Below are 20,074 nucleotides of genomic sequence, written 5' to 3' on the forward strand. Positions count from 1 at the left end.
TTAAACATGTCCGAGATAAGCATTAAATTAGCGGCAGGTACCAATGTTGGTTTAGTCAGGAAAAACAACGAAGACAATTTTGTTGTCAATCGTGATTTATGCCAATCAGAGTGGATTATCCCCCAATCGATAGAGCCCATTTCTTTAGGACGGTATGGCAGCATATTGGTAGTGGCCGACGGAATGGGCGGCACCAATGCCGGAGAAGTTGCTTCTGCCATAGCCATTGAGACGGTGCAAAATGCATTCACCCCCGAGAATTTAGGAGATATCGTTACGCAGGAAGGCATTGTTACCTCAGAAGAAGCCGTTGAAGAATTTCTGGGCAGAACTGTCAAAACCGCTGATTTAAATATTGTCAATGCAGGTAAAGAAGATAGTAGTACCCAGGGAATGGGTACTACTATTGTCATTGCTTGGATATTGAACGATAAAGCCTATATCTGTTGGTGTGGCGACAGTCGTTGTTATGTATTCAATGCCAATTCAGGTTTTTGCCGTTTATCTAAAGACCATTCCTATGTACAAGATTTAGTAGATCAGGGAAAACTAGATCCTGAAAATGCGTTTGACCATCCTTACAGTAATATCATTACCCGCTGTTTGGGAGACCCGACCAATCGTTCCAATCCCGATTTCCGTTCCTATAATTTAAAGGATGGCGATACTCTCCTACTGTGTAGTGATGGGTTATGTGGTTTATGCCACGACGAAGAGATAATGCAAATTATAGAAGAGAACCAGGATGATTTAATGACATGCAAGGATAGGTTGATAGAAGCTGCTCTTGAAGCAGGTGGATATGACAATATTACGATTGTGTTATGCCACATCATGCTACAGGATACCGAGCCCAAAGTAAAGTTGAATAATACAGTGTTCAGCAAACCCAACCACCACAAAATCCGGAAAATTCTTCTGTTACTCCTGGTACTGGCTTTAGCGGCAGGCTTCTATTTATATAGAAATCCACAGCAATATGCAAAATGGAAAACGATAATATATCAGGCAGATACGGTTCTGGTTACAGAGACAGACACTACTAACACTACCCTAACAGATTGATTACTATTGCGAAACTATGCAACTAAAAAATGGTGATATATTTGCTGAACACTATCAGCTGAAGAAACTATTAGGAGTCGGAAGCTTTGGTGAAGTCTGGCTTGCCCGAAATATATTGGCAGATGTAGACGTTGCCATAAAGTTGTACGGACTGTTGGATGACAACGGCATAAAAGATTTCCGGGAAGAATTCAAACTTGCCTACAAATTACATCATCCCAATCTATTGCACCTTAATCATTTTGATGTTTTTGGACAGTGCCCTTTTTTGGTAATGCCTTACTGTCCCAAAGGGTCCTCAGCGAGCTTGAAAGGCAAAATGTCTGAAAAGCAAATCTGGCGCTTCATACGCGATGTATCATGCGGATTGATGTTTCTTCATAATCAGAATCCTCCTATCATTCATCAAGATATAAAACCCGATAATATTTTGATAGGGGATGATGACAAATTCATCATCTCAGATTTTGGCATCAGCCGTAAACTGGAGCATACTTTTCGTAAAAGTATCAACAAAGTAGAAAGTTCCGGAACACTTGCCTATATGGGACCAGAACGTTTTGCAGAGAAACCACTGATTGTGGCTACCAGCGATATATGGTCTTTAGGGATGAGTGTTTATGAATTATCCACTGGTCTTGTATTATGGGAAGGTATGGGAGGTTGTGTCCAACTGAATGGTGCACATATTCCAGCATTAGATGAGAAATATTCTTCCCAATTGTCCCAGTTTGTTCACGCATGCCTTGCCCTCAACACTTGGGACCGACCCACAGCCCAACAAGCCTATGAGTTTGCTTGCTCCATACTAAAACAAACAAAGACAGACTCTCCTTCAGTACAGCTGAAGCCTATTGCTCCACTTTTTCCTAAAACAACATCACCACGCCTTAAAGAAAAGTTCTGTCCTTCGAACATGCATAAACGCATAGCAGGATGGACCGGCCTTGGTATAGTATTGATTCTATTGCTTGTCAAAGGAGGTTCCATATACTTTAGACACCTTGAAGAAGAGCGCAAGTACGCTGCATGCCGTACAGAAGAAGACTACAGAGATTTTCTAAAAGAATACCCCTCCTCATCTCATGCAAACTTTATAAAACAATTTTTGGGAAACAAGGTAAATCCAATCTCCCCAATAAATAGAGAAGAAAACATCGTTATGGACTCGGTAAAAACGGATACTGCAAAACTTGAACAGTTCCAAGAGGAACCTAAAAAACAGATTGTCCACCCACATCCACAACCTTCTTCACAGCCAGTTCTTCCCATTACTGATATAAGAGAAGTCAGAAGAGAAAATGAAGAACGCCTCTTCTATAGTTGCCAGTCAGTAGCAGATTACGAAGAATATTTGCGAAAATATCCCAAAGGCAGGTTTGTACACAAAGCCAAAAGAGCAATCCAGCAAATAGAATCAGAAATGATGCAGTCCAATCCTTCCACTCAAGAAATACACATAAGAAAAAATACAAGAGTCAATGTCAGACTATAAATAATGAATAGGGCATTCCAACGTTTGAACTGCCCTATTCACTATTCAAATACTTGATTTTATTTAATCGTCACCATCGTCGCCCCAAATCCATACTCCTGGAACGAAGCATCCTGATGGCGGCAGTCAGGATATTTACGTTTCAGCTCGTCCAGCAAGGCTTTACGCAACACTCCATCTCCCTTGCCGTGAATAAAGACGATGCGTTGTTCGCGCTTTTTCTTGTATTGTTCCATCACTTCACGAAACTTATCCAACTGATAATTCAATATTTCGCTGTTGCTCATACCGCAGGTGTCATCCAGCAACTCGCCGATATGCAGGTCAATCTCGACAATCCCATTCTTGCCGCCACGCTTGATAACCGTCTGTGGTTTGGACGGAGTATCTGCCGTTTTTTTCTGTATCAAAGCCTCCTTCAGTTCCTCTGCCGAAACATACACCTGCTTGACAGGCTGGTCATTCCGGACAATATCATACACCAAGGCCGGTGTTTCAAAGAAAACCGTCTGCTGGAATGTATGCAGTTTATAGAACTTTACCATATCTATGCGGACTTCCACACTGACAGCCGGTTTCATTGTGAACGCACGGTTATCTTTGAATGCCACCAGCTGTACCATCACACGTTCACGGTCGTTCAACTCGGACTTTTCGAACTCCTCCAGCAGAAGTTTCGTATTCGGCTCTATCAAACCATGCGAACGGGCTGTCCAGGACTTTCCTTCGGCACTCGAATAGGTATAATACATATAATAATTACTATCGTTCACCAAATATGTCTCGAAAGGTGTAGTGCTGACAGCCTTGATATCCTCCGGAACAAAGGCCAGAAAGACATTCAGGATATCTCCACCTTTCATCTCGGGCTGACGATAAACAGATATCTGCGGTTTCTCCAAACGGACCGATTGAGGCTCTGAAACCTGAGACTCCATAGCAGACGGCCTTGCCGCAGTAGCGGCCGTGCGCAATTGTTGCTCTTCTTCCCGCTTCTTCTTGGCAGCCGCTTTGGCTGCCGGAGTGGGGATATTATAATCATCGGTCTCTATCACCACACATTCGTTTATGGGCATCGGTATGTCAAAACCGTCGGCATCTTCCACCAACACGATGTTTTTCCCTTGAAATCCTGTCACAACACCGCCCCCAACTTCGCTGAGGAAACGAACTTTATCTCCTATCTTCATAGTAACTTATCTTTTAGTTTGTCTTTTCCTACTTTCTTCCTGCAAAGTTAGGAATTATTTCCCTTATTCTTCAAATCTTCCCAAATATCCGTACCTTTGCAGCCGATATAATAAAGAGAAAGCCATCATGAAAGAAGACCCCAGACATATCAGAATCAGCGAATTCAACTACCCGTTGCCGGACGAACGCATTGCAAAGTTCCCATTGTCCGTACGTGACCAGTCCAAACTGTTATTGTATCGCCACGGAGAAGTTTCAGAAGACAGATTCACTTCACTGCCGGAGTATCTGCCATCGGGAAGCCTGATGATATTCAACAATACCAAAGTCATCCAAGCACGCCTGCATTTCCGGAAAGAAACGGGAGCACTGATTGAAGTATTCTGCCTGGAACCCATACAGCCGAACGACTACGCCCTCAACTTCCAGCAAACCGAGCATGCCGCCTGGCTCTGCATGGTCGGCAACCTGAAAAAATGGAAGGAAGGCATGCTGAGACGTGAGATGACCGTGAAAGGCAAGTCACTCACCCTGACCGCCGAACGGGGTGAATGCCACGGAACCAGCCATTGGATAAATTTCCGCTGGAATAATCCGGAAGTGACTTTTGCCGACATTCTCGAGGTCTTCGGTGAATTGCCCATCCCCCCCTACTTGAACCGGGAGACCCAGGAAAGTGACAAGGAGACTTACCAGACTGTCTACTCCAAAATCAAAGGTTCGGTGGCTGCCCCTACAGCGGGACTGCATTTCACCCCACGCGTATTGGACGCATTGCGCAATAAAGGAGTAGAATTGGAAGAGCTGACACTCCATGTGGGAGCCGGAACCTTCAAACCGGTGAAAAGTGAAGAAATAGAAGGGCACGAAATGCATACGGAATACATCTCTGTCTCGCGCAACACATTGGAAAAACTCATAGCACACGGCGGCAAGGCAGTGGCCGTAGGAACAACTTCAGTGCGCACATTGGAAAGCCTTTATCACATCGGAGTCACTTTACTGAATAATCCAGAAGCCACAGAGGAAGACTTGCACGTCCACCAATGGCAACCTTATGAAATGTCTGCCAAGGTCACCGCCACCTCTGCAGTGGAAGCCCTGCAAGCCATTGTTGCCTATTTGGACAGACATAGCATGGAGACTCTGCATACCAGCACTCAAATCATCATCGCTCCGGGATATGAATACAAAATCGTGAAGGCTATGGTGACTAATTTCCACCAACCGCAAAGCACCTTGCTGCTGCTCGTATCAGCTTTCGTACACGGTGATTGGCAAAAGATTTATAACTATGCACTGGCACATGATTTCCGCTTCCTGAGCTATGGAGATTCATCATTATTAATACCCTGAGCACAATGAACCACGATAACAATCAAGAGATGTTCCCCCTTGTCGACGAACAAGGCAACATCATAGGCGCCGCCACCCGTGGCGAATGCCATAACGGCAGCAAACTGCTGCATCCGGTAATCCATCTTCATGTATTCAATTCCAAAGGTGAGCTGTATCTGCAGAAACGTCCCGAATGGAAAGACATACAACCGGGGAAGTGGGACACCTCCGTAGGCGGACACGTCGATTTAGGTGAAAGTGTAGAGATGGCGCTGAAACGCGAAGTACGCGAAGAGCTCGGCATTACCGACTTTGTTCCCGAAACCGTCATGCATTACGTCTTCGAGTCTGCCCGCGAAAAGGAACTGGTCTTCGTACACAAAACTGTCTACGACGGTGAAATACATCCCAGTGACGAGCTGGACGGAGGACGTTTTTGGAGCACTGATGAAATCAAGGCAAATATCGGCAAAGGTGTATTCACCCCGAATTTTGAAGGAGAGATAGGAAAGGTCATCAACTTGTAGTGGAAGCTGCTTTCTATCAGTTCGCAAAATATTCCTTCATCTTTCTCCTGACCCGTGGAGCAAGTAACAGCAGTGACGTCATCGTAGGCAATGCCATCAAGGCAAAAGCCAAATCCATGATGGCAACCACTGCTCCCAACGGAATCATGGCAGCCACAACAATCATCACCAAATAGAAGTAGTTATAATACTTGGCATTCTCCGCACCAAACAAGAAGTTGGTGCACTTCAGTCCATAATACGAATAAGAGAACATGGTAGAAAAGGCAAAGAAAAAGACCATCACCATCAACAGATAATGCCCATAGCCGGGAAGGAGCTGCTCAAAAGAATTCAAAGCAATATAAAGGCCTTTTATGCCTCCTTCCGACGCATAGTTTCCAGCTATAAGAATAGGGAAGGCCGTCAATGCACAAACAAGCCCCGAGTCGATGGCCGGTCCAATCATGGCTACCAGCCCCTCACGAATGGGATTGTCATTACGGGAGGCGCCATGCATCATAGAGGCCGTACCTACGCCTGCTTCATTGACGTAGGCAGCACGGCGGGCACCAGTCAGTGCAGTTCCCAAAATTCCACCGATACCGGCTTCCAGGCTGAAGGCAGACTGGAAAATGGAAGCCAACACTCCCGGCAACTTATCAAAATTCAAACAAAGAATAACGAAGACAAGCAGCATATAGCAAGTAACCATCACCGGCACTATTTTAGCCGAGATAACCGAAATGCGCCGGATGCCACCGATAATGACCGCCCCTACCACCAGGCTGATGACAATACCCATCACAAAACGCAGACCGAGTGTATTCTCTATTCCTGCCGGAGTAGTAAATACCGTAGTGACAGACTCGACCAACTGATTGGCTTGCATTACACACAACGTACCTATCAACCCCACCACCGCAAAGAAATAAGCAAACGGTTTCCAGCGTTCGCCCAACCCATGAAGAATGATATACATCGTCCCCCCTTGCGGTTCTCCGGCAGAATCGTGTCCTTTGTACATAATGGCAAGAGCCCCTTCAAAGAATTTGGTGGACATACCCACAACGGCACTTACCCACATCCAGAAAATGGCTCCGGGACCTCCTACTGTAATAGCGATAGCCACCCCCGCAATATTCCCCATACCCACTGTTGACGCTATGGCGCTCATCAAGGCCTGGAAAGAACTGATTTGTCCTTCGCCCGCCACTTCCGATTTATAGCGCAAGGCCTTTATCGAATATCCGATGCGGCAGAGGGACACAGCTCCGGAATAAAAGAACAAGAAAAGTCCTCCCCCTATCAGAAGGATAAATAAGGGATACCCGCAGACAAAGTCACTGACAGTGGTTATTGCTGAGCCTATAGAATCTAAAATACCATTCATAGTAGTAGTTTGATGGAGGAGTTCATGGGAAGGTTTAAAAAAAGTCCCACTTCTCTTTCACGGGAAAGTGGGACATTCATTATAACATTTCGTTCGGCCTTATTTAGCCAGGTCTTCAATCACCTTCATAATCTGCTGGCCGATTTCCTCGGCAGCCTCCGGTGTGGCAGCCTCACTATAGACACGGATAATCGGTTCCGTATTGCTCTTACGCAGATGAACCCATTTGTCGGGGAAGTCAATCTTCACACCGTCTATATCATTGATTTCTTCATTCTTATACAGCTCCTTCACCTTGGCAAGAATAGCATCTACATCTGTTTCAGGAGTCAAGTCTACACGATTCTTTGCCATGAAGTATGCAGGATAGGATGCACGGAGTTCGCTCACCTTCTTACCTTCGTGTGCCAGATGGCTCAAGAACAAGGCAATACCTACCAAGGCATCACGTCCATAGTGGCTGGCCGGATAAATTACCCCACCGTTTCCTTCGCCACCGATAACGGCACCTACTTCCTTCATTTTGGTAGTTACATTCACTTCACCTACGGCGGAAGCGTAATATTCTTGCCCATACTTGCGGGTTACATCGCGCAAGGCACGGGTCGAACTCAAATTGGATACCGTATTGCCCGGAGTATGTTTCAATACGTAGTCGGCAACAGTAACCAGCGTATATTCTTCACCGTACATCTTGCCGTCTTCGCAAATCATTGCCAGACGGTCTACATCAGGGTCTACAACAAATGCAACGTCTGCCTTCCCTCCTTTCATCAGGTTCATGATGTCACCCAAGTTCTTTTCCAGAGGCTCGGGATTATGCTGGAAGTTACCGGTCGGTTCGCAATAGAGCTTCTCTACGTGCTGAACACCAAGCTGCTCGAGCAGCTGCGGCAATATGATACCGCCCACAGAGTTTACACAGTCGATGGCAACACGGAAGTTTGCCTTTCGGATAGCTTCCACATCTACGAGGTCAAGTGCCAATACACTGTCGATGTGTTTCTGGTTGTAGCTTAAATCCTGACGGTACGAGCCAAGTTGGTCCACTTCGGCATAGTCGAATTCTTCGGCGGCGGCAATGCGGAGTACCTCCTGGCCTTCGGCAGCGTTCAGAAATTCGCCCTTTTCATTCAGCAGTTTCAACGCATTCCACTGCTTGGGATTGTGCGAGGCAGTCAAGATAATACCTCCACTGGCACCTTCCATGGTTACAGCCAGCTCGGTAGTCGGAGTAGAAGCCAAATCAATGTCCACTACATCCCAGCCCATACCCATCAAGGTACCGACTACTACGTTCTTGACCATCTCACCGGAAATGCGGGCATCACGTCCCACTACAATTTTGTTACTTTTTACAGTACACGTCTTGCGAATCAAGGTAGCATAAGCTGAAGTGAACTTCACAACGTCGAGCGGATTCAATCCCTCGCCAGCACCACCGCCAATTGTTCCGCGGATTCCAGAAATAGATTTGATTAGAGTCATAGGTTAATGATTTAAAATTTATCGGTTAGTTCCAAATTTGGAGTTTATGTAAATCGTAATAATAAGGATGAACGTCCCGCATAGCATCCGACTGTCCCATCTTGGAAGGAACAATCAGCTTCACATGTGCTCCGTTACGAATATAATTCAACGCAACCAGCCAGCCAGCAGGTACAGACGAACCATGATATATAAGCATATAGCCTTGAGTGAAAAGTCCGGCAATAGACGAAGAAGTAACAGAATATCTAAACTCATCCACAACAGTCGGACTATTCATATTGGTTATATACGATTTCACCCCTCCAACAGCTATCAACCCTTGTTCTTCAAAGCGCACCAAAATCAAATCATTCGGTTTAACTGTATCTGCAGGATTCGTCGAACCTTTATCCACAATCTGCATATACACCCCGCTTGCCAGCTGCACATACTCATTCCTGCTTACATCCGTTGTCGAATCTTGCGCATAGAATTCACTTTGAGAAATAACGACAATGCTACTGTCTTTGATAAATGCTTTGATGGCATCTTTTTCTTCCTCAAGCATTTCGGCATAAGTTTTAGAATTATCGCATGCCTGGAAGGCTAAACAAACTGCAAGTAAGGCAAAAAAGAATAAAGTAAGTTTCTTCATTTCTGTTATTTAGTAATTTCGTACAAAAGTATCTGATTTCCTTGAAAGTTGAAAGCTGCGGATAGAAAGTTCGTAACTTTTAACCTTTACAACTGAACTTTTTTTATCCTTTGGCATTCAGCAGCGGTTTGTATTTCTCCAAAGCCTGCTCAAAGACCTTGCGGGCCTCATCCATCGTTCCATAAAATTCACCGCCGGAAGCATTCAAATGACCGCCGCCGCCAAAGAACTCGGCAGCCAGCTGATTGCAGGGGAATGTACCGACCGAACGTAAAGAAATCTTTATCATCGGCTTCTCCGTATCTTCACGCAGGAAGCAAGAGAAAATCACCCCTTTGATGCTTAAAGGAATGTTCACAAACCCTTCACTATCTCCACGCACATAGTCGAACTGGCTTTGTTCGGCTTTAGTCAGAGAAATTAAGGCTGCATGATAGTCCGGATAGACCTTCATTTGTGACAAGACATATCCCATTAGGCGCAAACGGCTTTCTGAATAAGTATTGAACACCTTACGGTAAATCTCGTCCTTGTCAATACCTTTCGACAACAGTTCGCTGATGATGAAATAGATTTCCCGGTTATTGGAATTGTAAGTAAACCCGCCGGTATCCGTCATCATACCCGTATAGATGCACTCTGCTCCTTCCCTTGAAATGTCACTGAAATAGCCCATACGGCAAATCAGGCGGAAAACCAGTTCCGAAGTGGAAGATATCTCCGGATGGGAAATGATAATCTTGCAGAAATCCTCCGGATGGAGATGATGGTCTATCAGTATTTTTCTTGCCGGGGATGCAAGAACAGCGTCACCCATGGCATCTATACGATGGATAGCATTAAAGTCCAGACAACAAATGACATCCGCCTCGGCAATCAGCTTGTCAGCGAACTCCTTGTAGCGGTCGTACAGAAGGACGTCCTTGCTCCCGGGCATCCATTTCAAGAAGTCGGGAAAGGCGTTCGGCACAATAACATTCGCCGTCTTTCCCTGCGAGCTGAAGAAGTGCCACAAGCCCAGAGAAGAGCCGATGGCGTCCCCGTCGGGACCCACATGCGAAACGATTACTATCTTGTCTGCACGGTCAAACCATTTGGTGAAATGGTCTATCTTGGATTGTTCTATTACTTTGGTCAACATATTTTTATTTACTATTTGACGATTGACTATTTACTATTTGGCGTTTATAACAAATTGAAGGGGCAAAAGTACGAAAAGTTTGTGATTTATAACAATATGCGGTAAGAACCTTTTTGAGAAAGAAGAAGATAGGGAATACCTAAGCGAACGCAATCATAGGCAATCTTATTCTGATAATAGTCTGAAAGAGAAGCGTCAAGCACCACCATGCCCATGGAAAAGAGCGAAGTAAGTTCCTCTATCCCACCTTGATACCCCTTGGAGACATACAGATAATCAACTGAAAGGGGATGGGAAGAGTTCTTGTTTCTCCAACGGTTGTCGGAAAGAAGACAGATGCGCTTACCGGCGTAAGAGACAATCTGGTTACGCATGGATAAGCCGGAAGTGGTATAATCTCCGGCAACCAATCGGGGAGTCTCCAGACGCAGGCGGTTCCAATGCGGAGAAAGGGCACGGCACAGACGCGGCATATCCGGCAAGCTATCGGCACATGCCAACCAAGAATGACGGTTGTCTGCCATGCAATGGACAACGGGACAGCCTCTCACGCTATAAAAAGCAATCCCCTGCCGGGGAGCATTGGACATGATGGAAAGGGAATGCCAGGAAACCACTGCCAACAATGCCAGCAACGCAAAGCATACTCTACGTACCGTAAGGCGTAGAAAGCCATAATATGCCATCCCCAAGAACAGATAGACGAGCAAAACACCCCATATATCCAGCCAAATATCATCAACAGCAGCGCCGGGAAGATGCTCTATCCAGCGGAGCACTTCATTCTGGACATGTACCAATGCCTCTACTACCCTTGCAAACAGATGTTGTACAAAAGGCAGCGGCGTAAGCATCAACAGAAAGACAGCAGAATACAGAACGAGCGACACCATGGGAATTACCCAAAGATTAGTCAACAGAAAATGAGTGGAAAAACGGGAGAAATAGAAAATGACCAAAGGGGCCGTGCCCAGCTGAGCCGCCACAGACACTGTCATAAGTCCCCACAAATATCGCAGGAAACGATTGTCAACCTTCCAAAGGGCATATAACTTAGGCTGTACAAGTACAATAGCTGCAACCGCCGAGAATGACAACTGAAAACCGACATCAAACAACCAGACCGGCTTGCACAGCAGCATCAGGAAAGCAGTTGCCGCCAGCGTATTCAGAGTCAGCGGCTTTTCCGGCTGCAAACCGGCAAACGCCAACAAAGAGAACATGACGACCGACCGCACCACCGAGGAAGACAATCCCGTGAAAAAAGCAAAACTCACCAAGAAAAGGACCAGAAGCAAAAGCAACAAAGGTTTTAACCGCCGCCATCGCCTCCACAAAGGACGAAGCACAAACAAGAGCAAAGCATACAGAAAACCTATGTGCAACCCCGAAAGTGCCAGTACATGGCTGGCTCCCGAAACGGAGTAGGTCTCCACAATATCATCACTCAGTTCCTCTTTATCCCCCACTGTCAACGCAGCAAGTACCGCCAATTCATCAGTTTCAAAACCCAAACTCCGGTATAAGCCAACCACTTTCTCCCTATAATCCAGTGCCACCTGGCTGACAGTGCGAGAGGCATCATGCCCCGTCTTCCGCCAATGTCCGTCAGCCACGTAAGCCGTGCCGCTATAGCCTTTCCGCCTCAGGTAGCGGGCATAGTCAAACTCGTCGGGATTACCATTGTTTGCCGGAGGAACAAGCCGGGTAGATACCAGCAACTCATCACCACGGCGCAAAGTGGCCGTAGCAGAATCTTTCGGAAAATAAGCCAGAAAAAGATGATTCCGGGGGCAACCCGTAACTGTATCCTTCTCTACCTCTCCCAGCAGGGCAACCCTGCACAATATGCTGCGCTCCCTCTCTTCGGGATGCTCGCGGATACAAACCCTATAAACAGCAGGTTTGCCCGAAAAGGGAAATACCGTCTTTCCCTGCTGCCAACTCATCAAGCAGCCCCCCGTACCACCCAAGAAAAGGTATACCGCCGCTCCATACACCCATCCGGTATGCTTGTATCTACCTATAATAAAAAGAAAAAGCAGAAAACCTGCCACATACTCCCATGCAGAAAGCACGTGTGGAAACGCATCTCCACACAAAATACCAACTACCAACGGCATCAACAGTCGAAGGAAAGGATGCCGTTGCCAGCTGTCGATTATCAATCCAGAAGACGGATTACAGATTCCTTAATGCACGGATAGCTTCCTTCGGATCGGGAGCCGAGAAAACGGCATTGCCTGCCACCAGTACATCTGCTCCAGCCTCTACCAGGCGCGAACCGGTTTCCAAGTTTACGCCACCGTCCACTTCTATCAAGGCCTGCGAACCGGTAACCGTTATCAATTCACGCAACTCGCGTACTTTATCAAGAGAATGCTCTATGAACTTTTGTCCGCCGAAGCCAGGATTTACGCTCATTATCAGCACCATGTATACATCATTAATAATATCCTTCAACAAGGATACGGGAGTTGCCGGATTAATTGTTACCGCCGGCTGCATCCCTGCTTCGCGGATTTGCTGCACCACACGGTGCAGATGCGGACAAGCCTCGTAATGCACATTCATGACATGTGCCCCCAGAGCCTTCACCTCCGGGATGAACTTCTCCGGCTGCACAATCATCAGATGCACATCCAGCGGTTTCTGCGACAGCTTTGCCACATACTTCAGTACCGGGAATCCGAAAGAAATATTAGGGACAAACACACCGTCCATGATGTCGATATGTACCCAGTCCGCCTCACTTTCGTTAATCATTTCAATGTCTCGTGCCAGATAACCAAAATCGGCAGAGAGAATAGAAGGGGATATGATTGGTTTCATAATGTTATGTTCTAAAGTTTACGAACTTTGTTATGTACAAATATAGAGAAAAGATTTAATTCAGCCTAACATTGGAAGTCAAAACTCTCACTGCAAACTTACTGCATACCTTTTGCAGCGTCACTGCAAACGTGTTGCAGTGCTACTGCAAAGCAGTTGCAGTCACACTGCATATTAGTTGCAGCAACACTGCAAAGCGGTTTGCAGTGACGCTGCAAAACGAGTGCAGTAGTCTTGCAGTAGGAAGTTATTGAATGACAATCAGTTATTTCATCACGTATCCTTCCGTCAACCGGAAGCCGCGTAGCAGTTCATCCGTTTTCAGTTTCTTCTTGCCCGGAAGCTGGAGGGAGCGGATGCCGACAAAGCCATCTTCGGCAGCAACGCGGATATAGGTCTTCCCGTCTGTCTGCAAGGTTCCGGGAGCCAGCTGATGGGATTCCCCTATTTTCTCCGTCTCGAAGATTTTTACCACAACAGATTCTCCACCGGGTTGGACCAGCTCCGTCCAAGCGGCAGGATAGGGAGAAAGGCCGCGTACAAAATCGTAAATACGCTTCACCGGGCGGTTCCAGTCAATACGACAAGTATCTTTGAAGATTTTCGGTGCCGGACGCAGTTCACCCACGACGGCCATTTCTTCTTGAGGAATACTTTTCACTGTACCGGCAAGAATGGCATCTACGGTTTCTACCACCAGGCGACCGCCCAACAGCATCAGTTTGTCGTGGACGATACCCACGTTGTCCGTATCGGCAATGGGTACCCGTACCTGCTGGATAACCTCACCGGTGTCAATCTCATGTTTCAGGAAGAAAGTGGTGATGCCCGTTTCCGTATCACCATTAATCACCGCCCAGTTGATGGGGGCTGCGCCGCGATACTGCGGAAGCAGGGAAGCATGCAGGTTGAAGGTGCCCAATCGCGGCATGTTCCATACCACCTCCGGCAACATGCGGAAGGCAACGACTATCTGCAAATCGGCCTTCCATGCACGCAACGCCTCCACAAAAGCCTCATCCTTCAGTTTCTCCGGCTGAAGAAGCGGAAGATTATGTTCCAGTGCATACTGTTTCACCGGAGAGAATTGGAGCTTATGTCCCCGTCCGGCAGGCTTGTCGGGCATCGTAATGACACCCACCACATTGTAACCTCCTTCTACCAGACAACGAAGAGCCTCCACCGCAAAGTCGGGAGTACCCATATATACAATCCTCAAATTCTTCTTTTCCACCATTTCATTTACAATTTACCATTTACAATGTACCATTTGCGAGGCAACTCATTTGCCCATTTACAATTTACCATTTACAATGTACGAAGCATCTTCTTTGCGATTTACAATGCCCCATCACCCCGAACGGCAAATAGTAACTTGTAAATAGTAAAATAGTAAATACCAAAAAGTCCTCAGTCTTCTGAAAAATGTACCAATACTTCACGGTACGAGTTGAATATCTTCGACTTGGACACGAAGCCCAAGTATTTGTTTTCCGCATCCACCACCGGCAGATTCCACGCCTTCGTATCATCAAAGGTGCGCATCACCTGCTCCATACTGTCCGTATCATACAGACGTGCCGGAGCCGAAGTCATCAGTTTTCCCACCGTGAAGCGATGATATAACTCCTGGCGGAACATAATGTTCCGGATATCGTCCAACAAGACAATGCCAATCAGCACCCCTTCCTTATCCGTCACGGGAAAGACATTGCGATGCGAGGCAGAAATGGCCTTTACCAGTTCGCCCAAATCCATTTCGGGATGCACGGTCACAAAATCCTTTTCCACCACATTCTCCATCTTCATCAGGGTAAGGATGGCCTTGTCCTTATGGTGCGTCAACAGTTCTCCTTTCTTGGCCAAACGCATGGAATAGATACTATGAGGCTCGAACATGATGATGGTAAGATAGGAACTGACGGAAACAATCATCAGTGGCAGAAACAGGTCGTATCCTCCCGTAAGCTCGGCTATGAGGAACACGCCGGTCAGCGGAGCGTGCATGACCCCACTCATGACCCCCGCCATTCCCATCAAGGCAAAGTTCTTCTCGGGCAGATAAGCCGTCATCTCTATTTCATTGCTGAAATGTGAAAAGACAAAACCGGCAATACAACCCAGATACAACGAAGGTGCGAAGATACCGCCGCAACCGCCCCCGCCATTCGTGGCACTCGAGGCAAAGACCTTGAACAGAATAATCAGTATGAGGTATATCAGCAACAGATTGCCGTGCCCGTAGAAGAAGGAATTATTCATCACCGTGTCCCATTCGGCATTGCTCATCCCATTCAGCAACAATTCTATCGTATCGTAACCTTCGCCATACAACGGTGGGAAAAGGAATATCAGGATACTCAGCATGGCACCGCCCATTATCAGTTTCTTATAGGGAGTTCTCAACCTTCCGAACACGCCTTCCACAGAGTTCATGGCCCGGGTAAAATAAAGGGAAACCAATCCGCAGAAGATACCCAGCATAATGACATACGGAATACGCTCCAATTCGAAAGCTTGGTCCAGATGGAATTTGAACATGGCATCCGTACCCGTCACGATATAGGAAACAGTTGCAGCCGTCACCGCAGATATCAGCAACGGCAACAAGGAGGACATTGTCAAATCTATCATCAGTACCTCCAGCGTAAATACCAGACCGGCAATCGGCGCCTTGAAAATGCCTGCAACCGCACCGGCAGCACCACATCCCACCAATAGCATCAGCGTACGATGCTCCATCTTGAAGATGGTTCCCAGATTGGAACCGATAGCCGAACCCGTCAGCACAATAGGCGCCTCTGCCCCGACCGAACCACCGAAACCGATGGTAATGGAACTGGCTATGATGGACGACCAAGTGTTATGCCGTTTGATGCGTCCCTGCCGCCGCGAGATGGCGTATAGGATTTTGGTAACACCATGACTGATGTCGTCCTTCACCACGTAGCGGACAAACAATCCGGTCAGGAAGATACCCACTACCGGATAGACCAGATAAAGGTAGTTGGCTTCCGTCGCATTGAAATTGTCCGTCAGGAAGTTCTGTATCCAGTGTATGATGACTTTCAGTATCAGTGCGGCAAATGCCGTAAAGATACCTACAAGGAAACTGAGAATCAGTATGAACTGCTTTTCCTTGATATTCTTTTCGCGCCATATGATGAAGCGCTGCAACAAACTCCTCTTGTCCTCTGCCATTTTTCCTTTTATTCGCGAATAATCTTAATGACTCCGCCCTTGCCCAACTTGATGATACTGGACGGTTTCGGGCGTCCCGTTTCCTCCTGGCGGTATCCTACTATATAATCCACCGCAGACTTGATGTCTTCACTTATTTCACTGAAGTTACCGGGAGACGGTTGCCCGCTGACATTGGCAGAAGTAGAGACTATCGCCTTGCGGAACTGCTGACAAAGCCGTTTTGAAAATGCCTCACTGGTGACACGGATACCTACACTACCATCTTCGGCAAGCAAGTTAGGAGCCAGATTACGCGCTCCGGAATAAATTATGGTAAGGGGCTTGTCAGCCAGTTCTATCAAATCCCAGGCAACCTCCGGAACATCCTGCACATAGAAATCCACCTTTACCGGAGAATCTACCAATACCAGCATCGCCTTACTGTCAGAGCGTTGCTTGATTTCATATACACGGCGCACCGCTTCTTCATTGGTAGCGTCACAACCTATACCCCAAATCGTATCTGTCGGATACAGAATTACCCCGCCCTCGCTCATTACCTGGCAGGCTTTTTTGATGTCTTCTATCATTTCTTGATATATAAGTTCACGGATTAACACGCAAAAATAGTATTTTTGCAGCGATTATAAACAAAGTTTAAGAGAAAACAATGGAAGAAATTCAATTTAACCACACCCTGCCCATACAACTACGCTTCAATGACGTCGACAAATTCGGCCATGTAAACAACACTGTTTACTTCTCTTTTTATGATTTAGGAAAAACGGAATATTTCGCTTCCGTATGCCCGGATGTAGATTGGGAAAAGGATGGTATCGTTGTCGTCCATATTGAAGCAAACTTCCTCGCACAGATTTATGGTTCGGACCATATCGCCGTGCAAACTGCCGTCACTGAGATAGGAACCAAAAGCTTCCACCTCGCCCAACGGGTCATTGATACGGAAACCCAAGAAGTAAAATGCGTATGTACCTCCGTCATGGTAGCCTTCGACCTCGCCAAACACGAGTCCAAGCCACTGGAAGAAAAATGGATTGAAGCAATCTGCAAATATGAGGGAAAAGATTTGAAGAAAAAGAAATAAAATCCTATATTTGTCAATTAAGCTAACATTTGTATAAGTAACAATCAGTTACATTTAGTCAACTGCTATGATTCGATTGATATTATTGACCGATTTTACAGAGTCCTTTTCGTACAATCTGCTAAAGGGGGTATTGGCCTATTCCAAAAGCCATGAGCCATGGGTAGTATGCCGTATGCCACCCTCCTACAAAAACAGTCATGGTATAGAAGGAGTCTTGAAATGGGCAAAGACATGGCAGGCAGATGCAATCATCGGCAGATTTGACAATGATGACAATGTGGAGCTATTCCGTGAAAACGGAATTATCGCATTGGCCCAGGATTATAAATCAAGGTTCAGCAATATTCCAAACATCACCGGCGATTACCGCAAGACCGGCAGAATGGCAGCAGAGTTTTTTCTGAGTAAAGGCTTTCAGAACTTCGCATTCTACGGTTATCGCGATACGGTATGGTCACAAGAACGCTGCGAGGGTTTCTATGAATGTATAGCAGCCCAAGGGTTTGGAAACAATTTCTATTCTTATCAGGACCAATCCCTTGATGACTTATGGTTTTATGAAGCACCGCCCCTGCTCAACTGGTTAAAGTCATTACCACAACCTACGGCACTCATGGCTTGCGACGACAATCAAGGTAACCGCATTACGGAAATCTGTAAAGTCAACAACATCAGAGTGCCCGACAAGATAGCAATATTAGGAGTCGACAATGATGAGATTATATGCAATCTTTCAGACCCTCCCCTATCCAGTATCAGCCAAAACATTGTAAGAGGCGGATTTGAGGCAGCCGCCCTCATAGAACATCTATTGAATGATGAGGAGGCCACTTATCGGGACGTAGTGCTCCAACCAGTCAATATCATCAACCGGCTTTCGACCGACTTCTATTCCACCACCGATGCCCATATCCAAACCGCTCTGAAATATATCCATCAGAATATAGCGGCTGATATCACTGTATCGGATATAGTGAAACAAGTACCATTATCACGCCGTTTATTGGAGATTCGCTTCAAGCAAGTCACCCAGCAATCCATCCACAAATACATCTTCAACCTTAGGATGGAACGTTTTGCCCAATTGCTGTTGGCCAGTGATGCTCCGATTGCAGATGTGGCGGAACAAGTCGGAATAAACAATCTGAAGAACTTGTCCCGCCAATTCAAAGCTTTGAAGAAAGTCTCTCCCAATGAATATCGGAAAGAGTACCAGACAAAGAGTTACCAGCGCTGATTTAATCCGGTACAAACAACATGGTATCAGGTAACACGGTTTCCAGAACATTCCGTCCCGAATACCCGACTTCCAATTCCTGGCCCATGTAATCTTCGAAATACAGCAGGTGCAACTCGTGGTACCCTGCTTCGAGAGCGACTTTCCCTTCGGCACGGCGCCCGCTGTGTCCGCCGTCATTATCAACAATAAATTTACCGTCTATGTATAGTTTAGAGCCATCATCGGAAAAAGTATAGAAACGGTATACTCCCCTTTCTGGAATTTTCACCAACGTACGAAAATCATAAGCAAAATGATCAGGGACGGCTGCTTTTTCAATCGAGAAGTTCTTCATCACCCCTTCCTTCACTTTATTGCAGGCGGCAATATCGGCAACACGTTTACATTTGCCTTCATAATAGGTATATGCCACACCCTGCTTCTTGGGAGAAGTTCCCGTAGCCGGCAAATAAGCCATACTCTGCTCCTCATCCGAATTCAGGCCTGAAGGGTAATAGTAGGCAGCCTCCTTTCCCGAAGGAGTGGAAATCCATGTATCAAATTTGAATTGGTCTTCGTACAGTTCAATGATACGGGCTCCTCTCGTCAACTCTCCATACGCATCCGCACCGGTCACCCGTCCGTATCCCAATGCAATACCTTTATCTATTCCTATAAAATCGTTATCATGGTCATGTCCTACAAATACTCCCATTACATCCTTCATGTCAAGGAAGGAAGCAAACATACCGGAATTGATGTTAGCGGAGGCAACTCCACCTTCTTTGTCATTGCCATAAGTTTTCCCGTCACCTCTGATTTCGTTGTATTCAATCAGCGGAATATGGAAAAAGGCCAAAGCAGGAACGGGATTACCACCGTTCTTCTCTGCAAAGTGCTTACTTTGCTTTCTGTACCATTCTATTTGGTCGAAATGAATCCAGTCGTAAGCACCATAGATTTTATTAGGCTGATAGTCGTTGGAATCCATGCAATAGAGCAATGCCTCTACCTGGTCCTTCTTCTCCGGACTATAAATAGAAATCACACAATTACCACATCCCATAATATCTTCAGGGCCTTTTGCACCCACATAGTAGGGAGACTTCAAGAGGAAATCATAGATTTCATTGCGCGTCAAGTATTCTGCATCATGGTTTCCCATCATCACCACAAAAGGCATCTTGGCTTCATTGAAAATATCCACTACACTTTTCCATCCATCCATAGCAGGGTCATCGGTCACCACATCCCCACTCAGTATAGCAATGTCCGGATGTTCGGCTGCCAGGACAGCACGGATAGTAGCTGCCGTTTCGGCACACTTTGCAGAACCCGGCATCCAGTGCAAATCTGTAAACTGTGCTACTACAAACCTGCCATCCTTAAAAAAGAATTGCTTCTGCGCAAAAGCCGTTACCGGCATACAGCCCAACAGTACAACTAAAAGAACAACTATTTTCTTCATAATTTCTTGA

17 protein-coding genes are annotated in these 20,074 nt (G+C 46.3%); 6 read left to right on the forward strand and 11 right to left on the reverse strand.

All coding sequences use genetic code 11. The annotated features are described in order from the left end of the window. Positions 1-6 precede the first annotated feature (6 nt). The gene (locus DWZ67_RS02830) at positions 7-1,065 is read left to right on the forward strand and encodes a PP2C family protein-serine/threonine phosphatase (protein ID WP_120138090.1); all 1,059 of its coding nucleotides are present in this window, start codon (positions 7-9) and stop codon (positions 1,063-1,065) included. A 16-nt stretch (positions 1,066-1,081) separates the two neighbouring features. Then, the gene (locus tag DWZ67_RS02835; RefSeq protein ID WP_005833302.1) at positions 1,082-2,560 is read left to right on the forward strand and encodes a serine/threonine-protein kinase; all 1,479 of its coding nucleotides are present in this window, start codon (positions 1,082-1,084) and stop codon (positions 2,558-2,560) included. A 59-nt stretch (positions 2,561-2,619) separates the two neighbouring features. Here DWZ67_RS02835 and DWZ67_RS02840 read toward each other — a convergent pair whose 3' ends face one another. Further along, positions 2,620-3,750 carry a DUF2027 domain-containing protein gene (locus DWZ67_RS02840; RefSeq protein ID WP_057087163.1) on the reverse strand — a complete coding sequence of 377 codons (1,131 nt, stop codon included), beginning with the start codon at positions 3,748-3,750 and terminating at the stop codon, positions 2,620-2,622. Between the two features lie 127 nt (positions 3,751-3,877). Between DWZ67_RS02840 and DWZ67_RS02845 the strand changes: the two genes are divergently transcribed. Both DWZ67_RS02845 and DWZ67_RS02850 read left to right on the forward strand, forming a co-directional pair. Then, positions 3,878-5,107 carry an S-adenosylmethionine:tRNA ribosyltransferase-isomerase gene (locus DWZ67_RS02845; protein WP_120138091.1) on the forward strand — a complete coding sequence of 410 codons (1,230 nt, stop codon included), beginning with the start codon at positions 3,878-3,880 and terminating at the stop codon, positions 5,105-5,107. 5 nt (positions 5,108-5,112) lie between these two features. Beyond that, on the forward strand, positions 5,113-5,616 hold the full coding sequence (locus DWZ67_RS02850; RefSeq protein ID WP_120138092.1) for an NUDIX hydrolase: 504 nt from the start codon (positions 5,113-5,115) through the stop codon (positions 5,614-5,616). 16 nt (positions 5,617-5,632) lie between these two features. Here DWZ67_RS02850 and DWZ67_RS02855 read toward each other — a convergent pair whose 3' ends face one another. The 9 genes from DWZ67_RS02855 to DWZ67_RS02895 form a co-directional block, all read right to left on the reverse strand. Next, complete coding sequence (locus DWZ67_RS02855) at positions 5,633-6,988, reverse strand: alanine/glycine:cation symporter family protein (RefSeq protein WP_016273073.1); 1,356 nt, start codon at positions 6,986-6,988, stop codon at positions 5,633-5,635. 99 nt (positions 6,989-7,087) lie between these two features. After that, complete coding sequence (gene glmM, locus DWZ67_RS02860; protein WP_120138093.1) at positions 7,088-8,476, reverse strand: phosphoglucosamine mutase; 1,389 nt, start codon at positions 8,474-8,476, stop codon at positions 7,088-7,090. Positions 8,477-8,501: 25 nt separating this feature from the next. Further along, positions 8,502-9,113: a DUF4827 domain-containing protein gene (locus DWZ67_RS02865; RefSeq protein WP_005830068.1), complete on the reverse strand. Its 612-nt coding sequence runs from the start codon at positions 9,111-9,113 to the stop codon at positions 8,502-8,504. 103 nt (positions 9,114-9,216) lie between these two features. Continuing rightward, positions 9,217-10,254, reverse strand: a complete 1,038-nt coding sequence (locus DWZ67_RS02870; protein WP_005830066.1) for a DHH family phosphoesterase — start codon at positions 10,252-10,254, stop codon at positions 9,217-9,219. An 86-nt stretch (positions 10,255-10,340) separates the two neighbouring features. Further along, positions 10,341-12,377, reverse strand: a complete 2,037-nt coding sequence (locus DWZ67_RS02875) for a ComEC/Rec2 family competence protein (RefSeq protein ID WP_120138094.1) — start codon at positions 12,375-12,377, stop codon at positions 10,341-10,343. 58 nt (positions 12,378-12,435) lie between these two features. Further along, positions 12,436-13,086 (reverse strand): ribulose-phosphate 3-epimerase, encoded by a 651-nt coding sequence (gene rpe, locus DWZ67_RS02880; protein ID WP_120138095.1) that lies wholly within the window; start codon positions 13,084-13,086, stop codon positions 12,436-12,438. 265 nt (positions 13,087-13,351) lie between these two features. Then, positions 13,352-14,323, reverse strand: a complete 972-nt coding sequence (gene fmt, locus DWZ67_RS02885) for a methionyl-tRNA formyltransferase (protein ID WP_120138096.1) — start codon at positions 14,321-14,323, stop codon at positions 13,352-13,354. Between the two features lie 173 nt (positions 14,324-14,496). Continuing rightward, positions 14,497-16,287 (reverse strand): chloride channel protein, encoded by a 1,791-nt coding sequence (locus tag DWZ67_RS02890; protein WP_117865985.1) that lies wholly within the window; start codon positions 16,285-16,287, stop codon positions 14,497-14,499. Positions 16,288-16,295: 8 nt separating this feature from the next. Further along, positions 16,296-16,859, reverse strand: coding sequence for an L-threonylcarbamoyladenylate synthase (locus tag DWZ67_RS02895; protein WP_005830050.1), 564 nt, complete (start codon positions 16,857-16,859; stop codon positions 16,296-16,298). 80 nt (positions 16,860-16,939) lie between these two features. Here DWZ67_RS02895 and DWZ67_RS02900 point away from each other — a divergent pair, with 80 nt between their 5' ends. Together DWZ67_RS02900 and DWZ67_RS02905 are read left to right on the forward strand one after the other, a co-directional pair. Continuing rightward, positions 16,940-17,374 carry an acyl-CoA thioesterase gene (locus DWZ67_RS02900; protein WP_005830048.1) on the forward strand — a complete coding sequence of 145 codons (435 nt, stop codon included), beginning with the start codon at positions 16,940-16,942 and terminating at the stop codon, positions 17,372-17,374. 67 nt (positions 17,375-17,441) lie between these two features. Then, positions 17,442-18,614 (forward strand): xylose operon transcription regulator XylR, encoded by a 1,173-nt coding sequence (locus tag DWZ67_RS02905; protein ID WP_117865986.1) that lies wholly within the window; start codon positions 17,442-17,444, stop codon positions 18,612-18,614. A gap of 1 nt (position 18,615) precedes the next feature. Here DWZ67_RS02905 and DWZ67_RS02910 read toward each other — a convergent pair whose 3' ends face one another. Next, positions 18,616-20,064, reverse strand: a complete 1,449-nt coding sequence (locus DWZ67_RS02910; protein WP_120138097.1) for a PA14 domain-containing protein — start codon at positions 20,062-20,064, stop codon at positions 18,616-18,618. Between the last annotated feature and the right edge of the window lie 10 nt (positions 20,065-20,074).

Source organism: Bacteroides sp. AF34-31BH (genome assembly GCF_003602795.1).
GTDB classification, from domain to species: Bacteria; Bacteroidota; Bacteroidia; order Bacteroidales; family Bacteroidaceae; genus Bacteroides; species Bacteroides uniformis.

What these genes read in the sequence shown, in the direction of transcription:
- DWZ67_RS02840 (WP_057087163.1), bottom strand. Translation starts at nt 3,750, where the DNA reads ATGAAGATAGGAGATAAAGTTCGTTTCCTCAGCGAAGTTGGGGGCGGT.
- DWZ67_RS02895 (WP_005830050.1), bottom strand. Translation starts at nt 16,859, where the DNA reads ATGATAGAAGACATCAAAAAAGCCTGCCAGGTAATGAGCGAGGGCGGG.
- glmM (WP_120138093.1), bottom strand. Translation starts at nt 8,476, where the DNA reads ATGACTCTAATCAAATCTATTTCTGGAATCCGCGGAACAATTGGCGGT.
- DWZ67_RS02910 (WP_120138097.1), bottom strand. Translation starts at nt 20,064, where the DNA reads ATGAAGAAAATAGTTGTTCTTTTAGTTGTACTGTTGGGCTGTATGCCG.
- DWZ67_RS02900 (WP_005830048.1), top strand. Translation starts at nt 16,940, where the DNA reads ATGGAAGAAATTCAATTTAACCACACCCTGCCCATACAACTACGCTTC.
- DWZ67_RS02870 (WP_005830066.1), bottom strand. Translation starts at nt 10,254, where the DNA reads ATGTTGACCAAAGTAATAGAACAATCCAAGATAGACCATTTCACCAAA.
- DWZ67_RS02890 (WP_117865985.1), bottom strand. Translation starts at nt 16,287, where the DNA reads ATGGCAGAGGACAAGAGGAGTTTGTTGCAGCGCTTCATCATATGGCGC.
- rpe (WP_120138095.1), bottom strand. Translation starts at nt 13,086, where the DNA reads ATGAAACCAATCATATCCCCTTCTATTCTCTCTGCCGATTTTGGTTAT.
- DWZ67_RS02865 (WP_005830068.1), bottom strand. Translation starts at nt 9,113, where the DNA reads ATGAAGAAACTTACTTTATTCTTTTTTGCCTTACTTGCAGTTTGTTTA.
- DWZ67_RS02850 (WP_120138092.1), top strand. Translation starts at nt 5,113, where the DNA reads ATGAACCACGATAACAATCAAGAGATGTTCCCCCTTGTCGACGAACAA.
- DWZ67_RS02905 (WP_117865986.1), top strand. Translation starts at nt 17,442, where the DNA reads ATGATTCGATTGATATTATTGACCGATTTTACAGAGTCCTTTTCGTAC.
- DWZ67_RS02855 (WP_016273073.1), bottom strand. Translation starts at nt 6,988, where the DNA reads ATGAATGGTATTTTAGATTCTATAGGCTCAGCAATAACCACTGTCAGT.
- fmt (WP_120138096.1), bottom strand. Translation starts at nt 14,323, where the DNA reads ATGGTGGAAAAGAAGAATTTGAGGATTGTATATATGGGTACTCCCGAC.
- DWZ67_RS02835 (WP_005833302.1), top strand. Translation starts at nt 1,082, where the DNA reads ATGCAACTAAAAAATGGTGATATATTTGCTGAACACTATCAGCTGAAG.
- DWZ67_RS02830 (WP_120138090.1), top strand. Translation starts at nt 7, where the DNA reads ATGTCCGAGATAAGCATTAAATTAGCGGCAGGTACCAATGTTGGTTTA.
- DWZ67_RS02875 (WP_120138094.1), bottom strand. Translation starts at nt 12,377, where the DNA reads ATGCCGTTGGTAGTTGGTATTTTGTGTGGAGATGCGTTTCCACACGTG.
- DWZ67_RS02845 (WP_120138091.1), top strand. Translation starts at nt 3,878, where the DNA reads ATGAAAGAAGACCCCAGACATATCAGAATCAGCGAATTCAACTACCCG.